Annotated in this window: 16 protein-coding genes; 10 read left to right on the top strand and 6 right to left on the bottom strand. The window is 63.7% G+C overall.

The annotated features are described in order from the left end of the window. Window position 1 precedes the first annotated feature (1 nt). The 6 genes from EA472_RS03175 (at window position 2) to EA472_RS03155 (ending at window position 5,028) form a co-directional block, all read left to right on the top strand. Entirely contained in the window at window positions 2–1,207 is a 1,206-nt protein-coding gene (locus EA472_RS03175) for an MFS transporter (protein WP_124190063.1), read from the top strand. 55 nt (window positions 1,208–1,262) lie between these two features. Then, window positions 1,263–1,424 carry a hypothetical protein gene (locus EA472_RS22350; protein ID WP_165874802.1) on the top strand — a complete coding sequence of 54 codons (162 nt, stop codon included), beginning with the start codon at window positions 1,263–1,265 and terminating at the stop codon, window positions 1,422–1,424. Window positions 1,425–1,567: 143 nt separating this feature from the next. After that, complete coding sequence (locus EA472_RS03170; protein ID WP_124190062.1) at window positions 1,568–2,647, top strand: ABC transporter substrate-binding protein; 1,080 nt, start codon at window positions 1,568–1,570, stop codon at window positions 2,645–2,647. 81 nt (window positions 2,648–2,728) lie between these two features. Further along, window positions 2,729–3,787, top strand: a complete 1,059-nt coding sequence (locus EA472_RS03165) for an amidohydrolase family protein (RefSeq protein WP_124190061.1) — start codon at window positions 2,729–2,731, stop codon at window positions 3,785–3,787. After that, complete coding sequence (locus tag EA472_RS03160; protein WP_124190060.1) at window positions 3,784–4,146, top strand: Rieske (2Fe-2S) protein; 363 nt, start codon at window positions 3,784–3,786, stop codon at window positions 4,144–4,146. The genes EA472_RS03165 and EA472_RS03160 overlap by 4 nt, the downstream gene beginning before the upstream one ends. Window positions 4,147–4,248: 102 nt before the next feature. Continuing rightward, window positions 4,249–5,028 carry an SDR family NAD(P)-dependent oxidoreductase gene (locus EA472_RS03155; protein ID WP_124190059.1) on the top strand — a complete coding sequence of 260 codons (780 nt, stop codon included), beginning with the start codon at window positions 4,249–4,251 and terminating at the stop codon, window positions 5,026–5,028. Window positions 5,029–5,133: 105 nt separating this feature from the next. Here the strand turns inward: EA472_RS03155 and EA472_RS03150 are convergent, their stop codons facing one another. The 4 genes from EA472_RS03150 to EA472_RS03135 form a co-directional block, all read right to left on the bottom strand. Continuing rightward, entirely contained in the window at window positions 5,134–6,618 is a 1,485-nt protein-coding gene (locus EA472_RS03150; RefSeq protein ID WP_124190058.1) for a sodium:solute symporter family protein, read from the bottom strand. Beyond that, window positions 6,618–6,911: a hypothetical protein gene (locus EA472_RS03145; RefSeq protein WP_124190057.1), complete on the bottom strand. Its 294-nt coding sequence runs from the start codon at window positions 6,909–6,911 to the stop codon at window positions 6,618–6,620. The genes EA472_RS03150 and EA472_RS03145 overlap by 1 nt, the downstream gene beginning before the upstream one ends. A 106-nt stretch (window positions 6,912–7,017) precedes the next feature. Then, window positions 7,018–8,484: an aldehyde dehydrogenase family protein gene (locus EA472_RS03140; RefSeq protein ID WP_124190056.1), complete on the bottom strand. Its 1,467-nt coding sequence runs from the start codon at window positions 8,482–8,484 to the stop codon at window positions 7,018–7,020. A 253-nt stretch (window positions 8,485–8,737) separates the two neighbouring features. Then, the gene (locus EA472_RS03135) at window positions 8,738–9,472 is read right to left on the bottom strand and encodes an SDR family NAD(P)-dependent oxidoreductase (RefSeq protein ID WP_124190055.1); all 735 of its coding nucleotides are present in this window, start codon (window positions 9,470–9,472) and stop codon (window positions 8,738–8,740) included. Window positions 9,473–9,680: 208 nt separating this feature from the next. Here EA472_RS03135 and EA472_RS03130 point away from each other — a divergent pair, with 208 nt between their 5' ends. The 3 genes from EA472_RS03130 to EA472_RS03120 all read left to right on the top strand — a co-directional run bounded on the left by EA472_RS03130 (window position 9,681) and on the right by EA472_RS03120 (window position 12,442). Beyond that, the gene (locus tag EA472_RS03130) at window positions 9,681–10,400 is read left to right on the top strand and encodes a hypothetical protein (RefSeq protein WP_124190054.1); all 720 of its coding nucleotides are present in this window, start codon (window positions 9,681–9,683) and stop codon (window positions 10,398–10,400) included. Next, the gene (locus EA472_RS03125; protein WP_124190053.1) at window positions 10,397–10,654 is read left to right on the top strand and encodes a hypothetical protein; all 258 of its coding nucleotides are present in this window, start codon (window positions 10,397–10,399) and stop codon (window positions 10,652–10,654) included. The genes EA472_RS03130 and EA472_RS03125 overlap by 4 nt, the downstream gene beginning before the upstream one ends. A gap of 90 nt (window positions 10,655–10,744) precedes the next feature. Next, window positions 10,745–12,442, top strand: a complete 1,698-nt coding sequence (locus EA472_RS03120) for an AMP-binding protein (RefSeq protein WP_165874801.1) — start codon at window positions 10,745–10,747, stop codon at window positions 12,440–12,442. 175 nt (window positions 12,443–12,617) lie between these two features. On the opposite strand, the gene EA472_RS03115 is transcribed toward EA472_RS03120, so the two are convergent. Next, window positions 12,618–12,899, bottom strand: coding sequence for a 2Fe-2S iron-sulfur cluster-binding protein (locus tag EA472_RS03115; RefSeq protein ID WP_124190051.1), 282 nt, complete (start codon window positions 12,897–12,899; stop codon window positions 12,618–12,620). Beyond that, complete coding sequence (locus EA472_RS03110; protein WP_124190050.1) at window positions 12,896–13,390, bottom strand: GNAT family N-acetyltransferase; 495 nt, start codon at window positions 13,388–13,390, stop codon at window positions 12,896–12,898. Before EA472_RS03110 ends, EA472_RS03115 begins: the two co-directional genes overlap by 4 nt. Before the next feature lie 295 nt (window positions 13,391–13,685). On the opposite strand from EA472_RS03110, the gene EA472_RS03105 reads away from it, so the two are divergent. After that, window positions 13,686–14,468 (top strand): alpha/beta fold hydrolase, encoded by a 783-nt coding sequence (locus tag EA472_RS03105; RefSeq protein ID WP_124190049.1) that lies wholly within the window; start codon window positions 13,686–13,688, stop codon window positions 14,466–14,468. Window positions 14,469–14,510: the final 42 nt, after the last annotated feature.

Raw genomic sequence — 14,510 nt, 5'->3', positions numbered from 1 at the left:
CGTGACGGGGGAAGGTCTGCCGGACGGGCGAGCCGGCGTCGTGGTCTCGATGTGGCTGTTGACCACGATCGCCTACGCCTACATCATCGTTCCGACGAGCGTGTTGCCGCTCATTCAGGAGTCGATGCTGATCGGTCCGCTCGCCGCGAGCGTCATCCTGAGCAGCACACTCGCCGCCCAGTCGATCTCGAACGTACCGGTCGGCGCGGTGCTCGATCGGATGGACAACGTTCGGGTCCTCGGCTGGGCGACGGTCGGACTCCTTATCGCCGGCGTGTGGGGGTGGCACGCCGCCGCCGCGGGCGACTACTGGTCGCTGATCGCGTCTCGAGGACTCGGCGGCGTCGTCACCGTGATCATGTGGACCGTCGGGGTCAACGTGACGACCGGACTCTACCAGCTCGATCGTCGCGCGACCGCGATCGGATTTTTCACGACGAGCGCGCCCGCGGGGTTCGCCCTCGGGCAGTTTTCGGGACCCATCGTCGCCAACGCGTTCGGCTGGCCGAGTACGTTCGCCGTCTACAGCGTGCTCAGCGGCGTCACGTTCGCGCTGGTGCTGATCGCGAGCGCTCGGTGCTCGAGTCCCACGACGCCCGACGCGCCGGTACCGACGGCCGACGAACTGCGCGCCGTGTTGGGCAACCACGACGTGTGGTTGATCTCGGTACTGGCCGGCATCTCGTTTTCGGCGTTTTTCGTCCTCAACAACTGGATGCCGAGCTATCTCGTCGACGAATTCGGCCTCTCGCTGGTACACAGCGGCGCGTTCGTCGCCCTCTTTCCGGCGATGGGGATCGTCTCTCGCTGGGGCGGCGGCTTCCTCTCGGACGCCTGGTTCGCGGGCCGGCGGCGGCCAGTCGTGCTCTGGTCGTTTCTGATCGCGACGCCGACGTTCGTCGTTCTCGGCGTCGTGAGAGAGCCCTCGACCACCGTAGTGACGCTCTGTCTCGCCGGCATCTCGATTCAGCTCGGAATCGGCGTCTTCTTCGCCTACGCCAGGGAGATCGTCGACGCATCCGTCTCCGCGACGGCGGTGTCGATCACCAGCGCGGTCGCCGTCGCCGGCGCCACGATCGGCCCGGTGATCACCGGCGCGCTGTTCGAGGCCTCCGGCTCCTACGCGAGCGTGTTCGCGTACGTAGTGGTCATCTCAACGATCGGAATCGGACTGGCCTACCGAGCGCCGGAGTCGAACGGCGGCTAATCTCCCGCGGCGTCGGGAGCCGACGATATAAGTCCCTTCGACGAAACACTCACGTATGGAACGACCCGGCGATCAGTTTCACTGTCCCCACTGCGACGAACCACACGTCGTCAAAGAGGACGAAGACGGTTTCTCCCCCGGACTCGAGTTCACAAAGCTGTACGTCGAGTGTCCGACGTACGACGGCGTCATCGTCTGGGCGGCCGTCGCCGAGTGATGAGCAACGGCGGTGCGTCCGACTGAGTTGCCGACCGGAACGAACCACCGACGAATCCGTCGAAACCGATCGATTAGTCCGGAATGACACCGATTTCTACATAGGAAAGACTTAAGTATGCATCCTACACCATTAATCTGTGTATGACTCGCAAGAGCAGCAGGCGGACCGTATTAACAGCCGTCGGTGCAGGCCTCACGGTAGGCCTCGCGGGATGTGCCGGCGACGATAACGGTAACGGCAACGGTAATGGGAACGGTGATGGGAACGGCAACGGTGCCGGGAACGGTGATGGGAACGGCAACGGTGACGGCGACGTGCTGCCGGACACACTGCGCATCGGTCACCCGGGTCCGACCCGTCCGACGTACGCCGCGCCGCCGTACTCGTACTTCTTAGAGGAGATGGAATCGCGCGGCGTGACGATCGAGCCGATCACGTTCGACGGCTTCGGCCCGATGATCGCGGGCATGATCTCCGACGACGTCGACATCGGCTACGTGACGCCGCCGTCGCTGACGAACGCGATCGCCGAAGGGTTCCCCGTCAGTTCGTTCATGGAACTCTCCCAGGCGTTCAGCCAGCAAGTCTGTACCGCGCCGGGGATCGACAGCTGGGACGAAATCGAAGGCGAGACGTTTATTCTCCACTCCCCGAGTTCGTTCTCCGCGATGGTCGGCCGTAGCGCGGTCGAGGCCAACCTCGGCGATCCCGAAGCCGTCGACTACCAGTACATCGCCGGAACGCCCAATCGGATCGCCGCCATCGAGGCGGGTGAAGGCGTCGCGACGACCGCGTTCCTCGCCGGCGTCCTCGACGCCGAAGAGGAAGGCATCATCCAGCACTTCTCGAACCCGAACGACGACTTCGACCACATGACGCTCGCGACGTGGGCGACGCTGGACGAGAACCTCCAGCAGAACGAAGAGATGCACCAGGAGATCGTCGACGTGATGCTCGCGTCCTACGAGGACATGTACGAGCGAGACGTTGCGGAGCTCGTCGAGTTCATCGAAACCGCGCCGACGGAGTTCCCCGACTACGGCGAGGACGTCTGGACGGAGACACTCGAGATCGCACGCGAAGACGAGATGTGGAACACGGACCTGAGCGATCATATCACGGACGAGAAGTTCACCACCTCGCTCGAACTGGCCGAGCGCGCCGACCTGATCGAGGAAGTGCCGGACGTCGACGACCTCGTCGACCGCCGATTCCTGTAGGAGCGCCTTTTTCGGGTTATTTTACCGAACCGAGGGAGCTCGACCGAACCGACGTGAACCAATTGACGCTACTCACAACCTATGACAACGTACGAAGTCGTCGACGCCGACGCACACTACTTCGAAACGCTCGATCACATCGCACCGTATCTGGACGAACCGTGGAAGACGAGACTCTCACAGAAGATCGACAGTCCGCAATCATCGATCTATCCGACGAGCAGCGGCGATCGGAACGTCTTCGGTCGAATCTCGCGAGACGAACTCTCGCTGTCGGAGATGACGCCGGAGGACATCCCGATGATCATGGATCACCTCGACGTCGACAAGACGATCATCCTCTCACAGAAGATGCTCTCGTTCGGCCGGATCAAAGGCGACGACGAACGCCCGGAGATCCTCGCTAACGGTTACGTCGATTACATGCTCGACAAGGTCGTCGACCCCGACGAGGGGATCTACACGATGATCCCCGCGCCGTACCAGGATCCCGAGGCCGCGGCCGACCTCATCTACCGGGTCGGCGACGAGGACGGAATCTGCGGCGTCTGTCTCGTCACCCCCGGCGCGGAGCCGCCGATGGGCAACAGAGCGTACGACGTCATCTACGAGGCAGCCGAGAAGGAGGGACTCGCGCTGAACTTCCACGCCGGCGGCGGCGGCCTCGACGAGTTCCACCTCAAGGGCTACGAGAAGTTCCTCGAGACCCACACGCTCGGCTTCCTCATGAACAACATGGCGCAGTTGACGAGCGTCGTGGTCCAGGGCGTCCCCGAGAAGTTCCCCGACCTCGAGATCGCGTTCCAGGAGTCGGGGATCTTCTGGGTGCCGCTCATGATGCGTCGGCTCGACGCCGAATATCTCAAACGGCCGTCGGAGGCGCCGCTGCTCGAGAAGCGCCCGAGCGAGTACATCAAGGAGTTCTACTTCGGAATCCAGCCGCTCGAGGTGCCGGAGAACGAGGCCGAACTCGAGGCCGTCATCGACACCATCGGTGGTGCGAGCCAGCTCATGTACGCCTCCGACTACCCACACTGGGACTACGACCTTCCGGAGGTCATCTCGGAGCGGCCGTTCCTCTCCGACGACGAGAAAGCTCGCATCCTGAGTGGAACCGCAAACGAGGTGTTCGGCCTGTGAGCGGGCGCGTCCGCGTCGGAACGGTCGACGAACTCGGACCCGGCGAGCGAACGATCGTGGAGATAGACGGCGAGGCCGTCGGCGTCCTCAACGTCGAGGGCGACTACTACGCGATCCAGAACACCTGCGAGCACATGGGCGGCCCCGTCTGTTCGGGACGCGTCCAGGGGAAGCTCGTCGCCGAGTTCGTCGAGCCCGGCAAGCGACCGGAGGAGGATTTCTCCGACGACAAGACGATCGCCTGCCCGTGGCACGGCTGGGAGTACGAACTCGAGACGGGCGAGCACATCGGCGACGACAGCATCTCGCTCGAGACGTACGACGTCGTCGTCGAGGACGGCGTCGTCTACGTCGAATAGCGGGGTCAGGGACGGCCGGCGATTCGCGAAACCGGAATCCGTCGACGCGAACTGACCGGGGTCGACGAAACTTCTTATTGGGTGGTCGACGAACCTGGAGCCATGCGCCTGCGAAACAGCACGATCGTCGTGACCGGCGCGAGCAACGGCCTCGGACGAGCGATGGCGACGGCGTACGCCGAGGAAGGCGCTCGAGTCGTCTGTGCGTCCCGATCCGCGGACCGACTCTCGACGATCGCGGACGAACTGAGCGAACGGGAGGGAACGGCAGTCGCGATTCCGACCGACGTCCGGTCCTGGGAGGACGTCCGATCGCTGGTCCGTGAGACGACCGAGCGGGTTGGGGAGATCGACGTCTTCGTCAACAACGCCGGAATCACCCAGTTGAACGTCGCCGGCGAGCCGTCCTACCGTCCGGTGTCGGACGTCCCGGTCGACGCCTGGGACGCGATCCTCGAGACGAACCTTCGCGGGCCGTTTCTCTGTACGAAAGCCGTCCTGCCCGGGATGCTCGAGCGCGACTCCGGCCGGCTGATCCACGTCTCCTCGGGTCACGGTATCCGCGCGCAACCGAACCGGTCGCCGTACGTGGCCTCGAAGTTCGGCCTCGAGGGGCTCCACGAGACGGTGAGTCGAGAACTCGAGGGGACGGGCGTGGACTCGATCGCGCTCCGGCCGCCGGACGGCGGGGTCTACACCGAGCGTAAAGGGGAGAACGACACCTCGCGGGAGACGTACCGCCACGAGAGTCCGACCGTGATAGCGAAAACGGCGGTCCGACTCGCCGCCGGCGAGGGCGAAAACGGCGGCCGGTACGTCGCACGCGCCGACGGTGAGACGTACACGACGTACGCGACGGGAGACGATCCGCGAGAAGAGTGAACACGCGAACGCAAAACGCGATCGGACACCACAGCGCGCCAGAGAACGAGCGGACTGCGGGAACGTAGGACGAACGCGAGTCGACGGAAATAGAGAACCGGCCGGTTACCAGACGTCCTCGAGCGCCGACTCGTACTCGTTGATGCGCTCCTCGGACGGCGACTGGGTGACCGCGGAGACGATGACCATCAGGATAAACTGGGTCACCAGTAGCGGGACGAACGGGTGGAATCCGAACGTGAGGCTGGCCGGTATCGGACCGAACTCGAAGAGCCAGAGACCGATGAATCCGTAGAGGAGTCCGACGTAGACGGCTTCCTTGGTCGACCAGCGCCAGTAGAATGCGGCGGCGAGCGGAACGAACATCATTCCGTAACCGGCGAACGCGAACGTCGCGGTGTCGACGATGGTGTCGGTCGTCAATAGCGCGCCGACGTACGCGAGCCCGAAGATCGTCACGAGGAACACGCGGGCGTACCAGACCGCCTGTTTGTCCGTGACGCCCTCGAAGAACTCGGAGACGACGTCCTCGGTGAAGAACGTACTCATGGTGAGCACCTGACCGTCGATGCTCGACATCATCGCGGCGAGGATACCGGCGAGCGCGATGCCGATGACCCACCACGGCAGGTACTCGAACACCATCGTCGGCAGGATGAAGTCGGGATTGTCGATGTCGGGCATCGCGGCGATCCCCCAGAAGCCGATCATCACGGCCGGGACCCACGCCAGCACGATGGCGATGGGATACAGAAGCGACGTCTGGCGCAGCGTCGTCACCGAACGGGCTGTCATGTACCGGATCACCAGGTGGGGGAACATGAACCCGCCGAGTCCGACGATGATTCCCTGCGAGAACCACATCCGTGGTTCGTACGGCGGGATGCCGGCTCGGTCGAGGAGAACGCCGTCGTTGATCTGTGCGACCGACTCGGTCGCGCTGCCGAATCCGCCGAGGCGAAGCGCGATGTAGGCGAACAGTCCCAGGAGGACGACCAGAAACACCATTCCCTGGAACGTGTTGGTCCAGCCGGTTCCGCGCATCCCGCCTGGGTAGACGTAGAGACCGACGACGACGATCACGATCAGCGCGCCGAGCCAGTACGGTACCAGTCCCTCGGTGAGCGCCTCGAAGACGATGCCGCCGCCCTGGACGCCGACCAGAATGTACGGGATCGTCCAGATGGTGAACATCACCATGAACAGGACGCCGAGGTAGTCGGCTTCCCAGCGGTGGTTGGCGATCTGACCCGGCGTGATGTGTCCGAACCGTTTTCCGATGAGCCAGATCCGGTAGCCGAACGTCATCAACAGGACCGGGAACAGGAACGCAAACAGCGCGACGAAGAATCCCAGCGCGCCTGCACCGGTCTGATACGCGAGACCGGGTGCGCCGATCATGACGACCGCGGTCATGTTCGTCGCGAAGAGGGCAAACAGCAACACGACCGTACCGAACGACCGGTCCGCCATCAGGAAGTCCTCGCGGGACGTGCCCGTCGCGCGGGCTGCCACCATTCCCACGCCGAGGACGACGATCAGGTAGGCGACCGTAATCGCGAGGATGACGATATTCTGCATCGACACCATTACTGATCACCCCCGACCGCTTTCGTTTCCGTCTCCTCTCCCCCCTCAATCGTCGGTTCGTGTTCCTCGGGTGGCTCCGGGGCCATCCGGTACATCGCGTACAGGATCACGACCCCCGAGAGGATCAGGGTGACGTCGTACGCGAGCTGGAGCGGAATCCAGCCGAAGACGAGCGTCGACGTCGACATCAACCCGAGCAGTTCGCTCTGGTGGAGCGGTATCATCACGAGCACTGCTAGTAGCAGTATCGCACGCGGCACTGTTTGTGGGTACCAGAAACTCCCCTTGAACATATAGCGGGAATTGATAGGGACATTAGTTAAAGATTTCCCCTCGAGGAACTGCAAACGCGGCTAGAAGTTCGCAATTGGGTCGAGATGAGTCCGGTCTTCCGAGGGATCACTCGCGCGACTTCTCGAAGCCGGCACCTGGCGCGTCGCCGAGCGTGACCGTGACGTTCTTCAGTTGCGTGTAGTGATCGATCGCCTGCTGGCCCTTTTCGCGACCCAGTCCACTCTCTTTGTACCCGCCGAACGGGGCCTGCGGAAACGTCGCCGGGTAGCCGTTGATCGCGATGCTGCCGGCCTCGAGTTCGTTCGCGACGCGGTGAGCGCGCTCGAGCGTGCTCGTGTAGACGGCGGCGTAGAGGCCGAACTCGGTGTCGTTGGCACGTTCGACGGCCGACGCTTCGTCCGAGAACTCGAACGCCGAAAGTACCGGCCCGAACACCTCCTCGCAGGCAAGCCGCGCGTCGTCGTCTACCCCGTCGAGGACCGTGGGCGCGTAGAAGTAGCCTTCGTCGCGCGGCCGTTCGCCACCGGTCAACAGGCGAGCGCCGTCGTCGACGGCCTCGGCGACCGCGTCGGCGACCGACCGGCGCGCCTCCTCGTGGATGAGCGGTCCCACGTCGGGGTTCTCGACGCCTGGACCGACCGTCATCTCGGAGACGCGAGAAACGAGCCGATCCACGAGGTCGTCGGAGATCGACTCGTGGACGAACACTCGCCGCGGGGCGAAACAGACCTGCCCGGCGTTGATGTACGCTTTCAGCAGGTCGTCGACGACGCCATCCAGCGACGCGTCGGGGAAAACCAGACACGGGTTGTTGCCCCCGAGTTCGAGCCCGACCGGCGTCACGTTGTCCGCGGCCATTTTCATGACGTGCTTGCCCACGGCCTTCGAGCCCGTAAACACCAGCTTGTCGACGCGGTCGTCGAGCGTCAACGCCTCGCCGGTGCGCGGTCCGTCGCCGGGAACCATGTTCAGCACGCCCGGTGGGAGCCCGGCGTCCGTCGCGATGCGGGCGAGTTCGAGCAGCGCGATCGGCGCTTCCGGCGCGGGTTTGGCGACGACGGTGTTGCCGGCCGCGAGCGCCGGTGCGATCGATCGGGCCGCGAGGATCGACGGTGCGTTCCACGGGATGACGTGGCCGGTGACGCCGAGCGGTTCGCGGCGCGTGTAATCCAGCCGATCGCCCGGAACGGGAATCGTCTCGCCCTCGATCTTGTCCGCCATGCCGGCGTAGTACTCGAAGTAATCGATCGCGTCGGTGACGATGCCGCGAGATTCCCGAAGCGGCCGACCGACTTCCGCCGTCTCGATGCGCGCGAGGCGATCGGACTCCGCACGGAGCGCGTCGACGACCGACCGAAGCGTTCGACCGCGTTCGGTGGCGTCGATCCCCCGCCACCCCTCGAGCGACGCGGACGCCGCCTCGATCGCCGCGTTCATCGCGGGTTCGCCGCCTTCGACGACCGTCGCGAGTTCGTCTTCCGTCGCGGGATCGACCACCGAGACGGTCCCGATTCCCTCTATCCACGATCCGTTCACGTACGCCTCGTAGTGCTGGTCGACGTCGGGCTCCATGGTACGGGATAACGGCATCTGGAGTATATATGTTCGCTTCGCGGACGACCGTGGCTCGCGTGTCTCGAACCCTCGAGCGCCGACGTGCCGGCGGTCGGGCCGCTGGAGGTCAGTTCCGGTGCGACCGTGGTCGATCTGCGATCGCACCGGAAAACGGTGACGACAACGCACTCGTACGGACTACTGTAGGTCAGTGCTGGTGGGACCGCAGACGGGTTGCGGTTCCACCGGTAACCCGGTACGAGAGACCGCCTCAGTAGTAGGTGACGCCTCCGTCCACGTTGAGCACCTGGCCGGTGACGCGCTCGCTGTCGTCGCTCGCGAGAAACGCGACCGCGTCGGCGATGTGTTCCGGTTCGATCGTCTCCTCGATCGTCTGTCTCGCCCGGAGCTGTTCCAGGTACTCGTCGCCGGCCTGCTGGGAGGCTTCGGACCAGGTGAACCCGGGCGTGATCGCGTTCACCCGGACCGGAACGGCGCCGAGTTCGGTCGCCATGGCGCGCGTCATGCCGACGATCGCCGCTTTCGAGGCGACGTAGTGGAGAAATCCGGGAACGCCGGTGTGGACCGTCGCCGAGGAAATATTGACGACGCTCGAGCCGGGTTCGAGTCGCGGCAAGGCCGCCTTGCTCGCCAGAAAGGTTCCGGTGACGTTGACCGCCAGCACGTCGTTCCACTCGTCCTCGTCGATCTCGTCGAATCGCTTTTTGTCGTCCACGAGCGGCGCGTAGTACGCCGCATTGTTGACGAGGGTCGCGATTTCGAGGCCGTCCATCGCCGCCTCCATGCTCGCGGCGTCGGTCACGTCGCCGGAGCGGTACTCCGCCGAGCCCCCGGCGTCAGTTATCGCGTCGACGGTTGCCGAGCCGTCGGCGACGTCGACCACGACGACGTGTGCGCCGTCCGCTGCGAGGCGTTTCGATATCTCACGACCGATTCCGCTCGATCCGCCGGTGACGACCGCGGTCCTGTCGGCTGTGGATGCCATGGATGAACGAGGCGTCCAGGGGGTAATATATCCTCGCCGTCCCGCCGCGGCGACTCGAGTCCGATGGCCGTCCGTCCAGGGGTCCGCCGAGTCGACCCGAATCCGTTCGGCAGAACGCCCGGTTAGGAACGCCAGCGGCGGTTTCGAACGCGATTCGGGCCGTCTCCATCAAAAATTCTTTATCCGCTCGGAGTGTACCGTCTTGTGTATGTCTGACACACAATCACAGGAAGCCGTCACGTTTCTGAACGAGACGACGGCGGAGTTCCGAAACGAGATGGGCGAACTCGTCGAGAAGTACTACTCCGACGAGTACTTCGACGAGATCGGCGGTCCGGAGGCGGTCGTCCACCAGGTCGTTCCCGACCTGGCCTGGCGCGAGTGGTTCAACGGGGCGATGATCCCCGCGAGACAGATGCACTACGTGTTCGAGCAGGGCGATCCGTACTACCGCGACCGCGACATCATCGTCGGCCTCTCCGAGCAGATCCGCGACGAGATCAAACACGCGAACACGCTCGCGAACATCTCTCGGCGCTTCGGCGTCGACATGGACTTCGCGCAGTGGGACCAGTGGCTGGACGAGGACGTCGCCGAGGCGCTCGTCGCCCAGCACCAGGCGGCGATGGCCCCCGACTACGAGGGACCGCAGTACTCGGCGGTCGGAATGCAGTGTTCCACCGAGATCATCGCCGTCCACACGCTCCACCGGATGGCCGAGTACATGGAGCCGTCGTACCCCAACGCGGCGGATCAGATGCGAGAGATCGCCAACGACGAAGACGACCACGTCCACGTCGGGCGCATGATCGTCGAACGCTTCTCGACGCCGGAGGACATCCCCGTGCTCCGGGAGATCACCGAGACGAAGCGCGAACGGATCGAGAACATGCTGCGGACGCGATACGAGAGGACGATGGACGAATGACGGACGCACAGCCGCCCGAATCGGCGTCGGAGGACGCCCACAAGCGCATCACCGAGGAGACCCAGATCGACATCTCCCAGCCGCTCGACATCGACGAGATGTTCCTCGAGGCGATGGCAGACACCGACATGTTGCACTTCGAGTACGACGAGGACGACGACGTCATCACCCGCTGCGAGATCGACCCTCGCGTCCTCCGGAGCGCGATGTTCCTGTACTCCTCGATGGAACGAACCCCCCACGATTGGCGATAGCCGTGCGCGCTCGGACGATCGACGTCGCCGTTCGAATCGGCGACGGATTTGCTTAGGTTTATAATGGTAAACGCGCATTCGTACACGTATATGCAAGAGAGCGCTTGCACACCGACCACCGACATCGAGGGGTACGTCCCGTTCCCGGACGATCGCTGTCAGGAGTACGTCGAGGACGGGTACTGGCGAAACCTGACGTTCCACGACGTGCTCGATCGCGTCGCGGACGACGCGCCTGAGCGGACGGCGGTCGTCGGTCCGCACCGGGAGCTGAGCTACGCCGAACTCGTCGAAAACTCGCGCGGACTCGCGACGTATCTCGCCGAGGAGGCGGGCCTCGAGCGAAACGACTTCGTCGTCTTCCAGCTTCCCAACAGCTCGGAGTTCCTCGAGGCGTTTTTCGCCTGTTCGCGGATCGGCGTTATCCCCGTGATGCTCCTGCCGCGCCACCGCGAGGCCGAGGCGCGACACGTCCTCGAGTTGACCGAGGCGAAGGCGGTGTTCGCCGCCGGCGATCGGTATCGGACCGGGTTCGATCACGTCTCGCTGCTCGACGACGTCCGCGACGATTTCGACGACCTCACGCACAGCTTCGCCATCGTCGACGACGAGGAGACGCTGCCGGACGGCTGGACCTCGTTCGACGCGGCCAGGGACGGCGAACTGGCCTCGGACCCGTCGGTCGACCTCGACGAGATCGAGGTCAACCCGTGCAACCCCGGCGTCCTGTTGCTCTCGGGCGGGACGACCGGCATGCCGAAGGGCATTCCGCGAACGTACAACGACTACGTCTTCCAGTGGGAGTACATGGCGGAGGTGTCGGGCATCGAGTCCGACTGGGTGGCGTTCCCGAGCGTACCGATCGGACACAACGCCTCGCTGAACTGCGTCATCGGGGCCGCGATCTGGGCCGGCGCGACCATCGCCGTCGAGCCGGTGCTCAAACCCGACGCGTTGATGTCGCTGATCGAACGCCACGGCGGCAACTACTCGCTCCCGATCCCGACCCAGCTGATCGACATCCTCGAGCATCCAGACCTCGAGGAGTACGACCTCTCGAGCCTCGAGGTGCTGGTCAGCGGCGGCCAAAAGGTGCGACCGAAGGCGGTCTACGAGTTCGTCGACCGGTGGGACATCGGCTTCTGTAACATCTTCGGCATGGCCGAAGGACCGCTCATCTGCACCCGACCCGCGGACGATGTCGACGTCCAGGCCCACACCGTCGGAACGCCGATCGCCCCCCACGCGGACGAGGTACGAATCGTCGACGAGTCGCGCGAAAAAGAGGTTCCACAGGGCGACGCCGGGGAGCTGTCGGTTCGCGGGCCCGGATTCTTCACGGGGTACCTCCGTCACGAGGAGGAAAACGAAGAGAACTTCGACGAGGACGGCTGGTTCTACACGGAGGACGTCCTGGCGTTGAACGAAGACGGCAACTACGAGGTGTACGGCCGGCTCAAGGACACGATTATTCGCGGCGGGGAGAACATCTACGCGCCCGGCCTCGAGGACGAGATCATCGAACACGAGAAGGTCGAGAACGTCGCCGTCATCGGCATTCCGGACGACAGACTCGGCGAGCGCGTCGGCGCGTACGTCGAACTCGTCGACGGCTACGACGACCTCACCGTCGAGGAGATGGGATCGTTCCTCGAAGACCAGGGGATCGCCGTGTTCAAACGTCCCGAACGGATCGAGGTCGTCGAGGAACTGCCGCGTACGGAGGTCGGCAAGATTTCGAAGACGGATCTCAGAGACGACATCGTCGACAAGCTGGAAAACGAGTAACTCCGTCACGAGACGGTCGCTCGGAACGCTCGAGCGGAAATCGGCTTCGACCACCCGAGAATTTTGAGACCCCGAGGCGTCGATCGTTGGAACTCGAGACGGGAGTCGACCTCGAATACTCGAGGGGGGTCGGATCTCAGCGATACGAGACGCGATCGGCAAAACGACGTCCGGTTTACGGAGTTTCGTCGGTGTAGACTTTGAGGTCGGACCGCGGCGTCGCGACGCAGGTGAGAACGTAGCCCTCTTCTTTCTCGCTCGGGGTAAGCATCATCGCGTCCTCCTGTTCGACGTCGCCTTCGATGCGAACGGCACAGATACCGCAGTGACCCATCCGACACTGGTAGGACGGATCGAGCCCGTGTTTCTCGGCGGCGTCGAGAATGCTATCGTTCGACTCTTCGCTCATCGTGAACGTGACGTCCTCGTTGACGAAGTGAACGGTGTGCTCGGTCATCGACTACTACCCTCCGCTTCGTACGTCGTTTCGATCTTCTCGAGTCCGTACTCCTCGTAGAGGTCGACCAGCGAATCGTTGTCCGTCAGGACGTTTACACGGTAAAACGGGAGATCGTGTTGTTCGGAAAACCAGTGTTCGGCTTCCTCGAGCAGCGCTTCTTCGATTCCGTTACCCTGGTACTCGGCACCGACGTGGTGGCCGAAGACGGCCCCGTGCTGGGAAAGTTGAAAGATCGGGTGCGCCCCCATGACACGAACTTCGATGACGCCGAGCAGTCCGTCGACGGACTCGGAGTCCGCGACGAGTACCGTCGCCCGAGAGCTGTCGATCATTCCGCCCAGGAAGTAGTTTCGCCACTGCTCGCCGGCGTCGTCTTTGTGCTGATACCGGTCGTCGACCGTCGAGAGCGTTTCCGAATACTCGTACCAGAGAGCGAGAATGTCGTCTGCGTCTTCCGGACGTGCTTGCCGAATCGTGTATTCGTTCATGAGTAGTACTTGCGTAGAGTGGTCAAATCGCTTTCGGGACGACCGAACCGAACGATTTCCTCAGCCGAGCGTTCGAGGGGTGATAATCCATCGGGGCGGTTCGGTACGCGAAAGCCGACCCGTTCGGTCCCATCGAAGTGGGCAGAGTCACCGGGCTAACCGAGCCTGCGCTTTCGACCATCTGTTCCATATCTGGCGAGCGACCGTTTATAATTTCTGGTGAGCACAGGCCGCCCATCGGCCCCGACGTCCCGTCAGCGGTACGTTTTTGGCCACACCACTCGTTGGCGCACGTATGCGGATCACAACCAACGGGATCGAAGTGGAGTGTCGCGTCGAGGGGCGCGGTCGAACCGTCGTGCTCGTCCACGGACTGGGAAGTACGCTCAACACGTGGGAAGGAGTCGCACGATCGTTGTCGTCGTCGTACCAGGTCGTCAGGTTCGACCTCCGTGGAAGCGGCCGGAGCGACGTTCCCGAGGGACCATACAGCATCGAGACGTGGGTCGACGACGTCGATGGTGTCCTCGACGAACTCGAGGTCGAGACGGCTCACTTCGTCGGCCACTCCCTCGGAAGCATCATCTCCACGAAGTACGCGATCGAACACCCCGATCGCGTCGCGTCGCTGTCGCTCGCCGCGGCCGGGCCCGGCATGCCGGAGGAGAAAGTCGAGGAGACGAAGGAGATCGTCGACGCGATCGAAGCCGACGGCATGGAAGCGCACGCGGATACCGAGGTCGAGGAGTCCCTGTCGACGCACACTCGTGAGACCCGACCCGAACTCGCTGGGCTCTATCGCGATCTGATCCTGCAGAACGATCCGGACGGCTACGTCGCTTCGATGCGCGGACTGATGAACGCCAACCTTCGTGGGGAACTCGAGGACGTCCCCGTTCCGACCCTGCTGCTCGCGGCCGAAAACGACGTGGTCACACCCCCCGTCGCCTCGTTCATCATGGCGGATCGGATTCCGGACGCCCAGGTGACGGTGTTACAGCGTGCGGGACACATGGCGCACCTGGAAGCGCCCGAGGAGCTTTCTCGGAGCGTCCACGACTTCATCGCGAACCTGTAACCCGACGACGCCTCGCAGACGCGTACCGGGTTCGACTGCGTA

The organism is Natrarchaeobius oligotrophus (assembly GCF_003841465.1).
Taxonomy (GTDB): Archaea; Halobacteriota; Halobacteria; order Halobacteriales; family Natrialbaceae; genus Natrarchaeobius; species Natrarchaeobius oligotrophus.
The sequence above is the reverse complement of the archived record's forward strand: the minus strand, read 5'-3'. Positions and strand labels throughout refer to the sequence as shown.

What these genes read in the sequence shown, in the direction of transcription:
- EA472_RS03165 (WP_124190061.1), top strand. Translation starts at nt 2,729, where the DNA reads ATGACAACGTACGAAGTCGTCGACGCCGACGCACACTACTTCGAAACG.
- EA472_RS03130 (WP_124190054.1), top strand. Translation starts at nt 9,681, where the DNA reads ATGTCTGACACACAATCACAGGAAGCCGTCACGTTTCTGAACGAGACG.
- EA472_RS03140 (WP_124190056.1), bottom strand. Translation starts at nt 8,484, where the DNA reads ATGGAGCCCGACGTCGACCAGCACTACGAGGCGTACGTGAACGGATCG.
- EA472_RS03155 (WP_124190059.1), top strand. Translation starts at nt 4,249, where the DNA reads ATGCGCCTGCGAAACAGCACGATCGTCGTGACCGGCGCGAGCAACGGC.
- EA472_RS03145 (WP_124190057.1), bottom strand. Translation starts at nt 6,911, where the DNA reads ATGTTCAAGGGGAGTTTCTGGTACCCACAAACAGTGCCGCGTGCGATA.
- EA472_RS03105 (WP_124190049.1), top strand. Translation starts at nt 13,686, where the DNA reads ATGCGGATCACAACCAACGGGATCGAAGTGGAGTGTCGCGTCGAGGGG.
- EA472_RS03110 (WP_124190050.1), bottom strand. Translation starts at nt 13,390, where the DNA reads ATGAACGAATACACGATTCGGCAAGCACGTCCGGAAGACGCAGACGAC.
- EA472_RS03120 (WP_165874801.1), top strand. Translation starts at nt 10,745, where the DNA reads ATGCAAGAGAGCGCTTGCACACCGACCACCGACATCGAGGGGTACGTC.
- EA472_RS03115 (WP_124190051.1), bottom strand. Translation starts at nt 12,899, where the DNA reads ATGACCGAGCACACCGTTCACTTCGTCAACGAGGACGTCACGTTCACG.
- EA472_RS03125 (WP_124190053.1), top strand. Translation starts at nt 10,397, where the DNA reads ATGACGGACGCACAGCCGCCCGAATCGGCGTCGGAGGACGCCCACAAG.
- EA472_RS03135 (WP_124190055.1), bottom strand. Translation starts at nt 9,472, where the DNA reads ATGGCATCCACAGCCGACAGGACCGCGGTCGTCACCGGCGGATCGAGC.
- EA472_RS03170 (WP_124190062.1), top strand. Translation starts at nt 1,568, where the DNA reads ATGACTCGCAAGAGCAGCAGGCGGACCGTATTAACAGCCGTCGGTGCA.
- EA472_RS03150 (WP_124190058.1), bottom strand. Translation starts at nt 6,618, where the DNA reads ATGGTGTCGATGCAGAATATCGTCATCCTCGCGATTACGGTCGCCTAC.
- EA472_RS22350 (WP_165874802.1), top strand. Translation starts at nt 1,263, where the DNA reads ATGGAACGACCCGGCGATCAGTTTCACTGTCCCCACTGCGACGAACCA.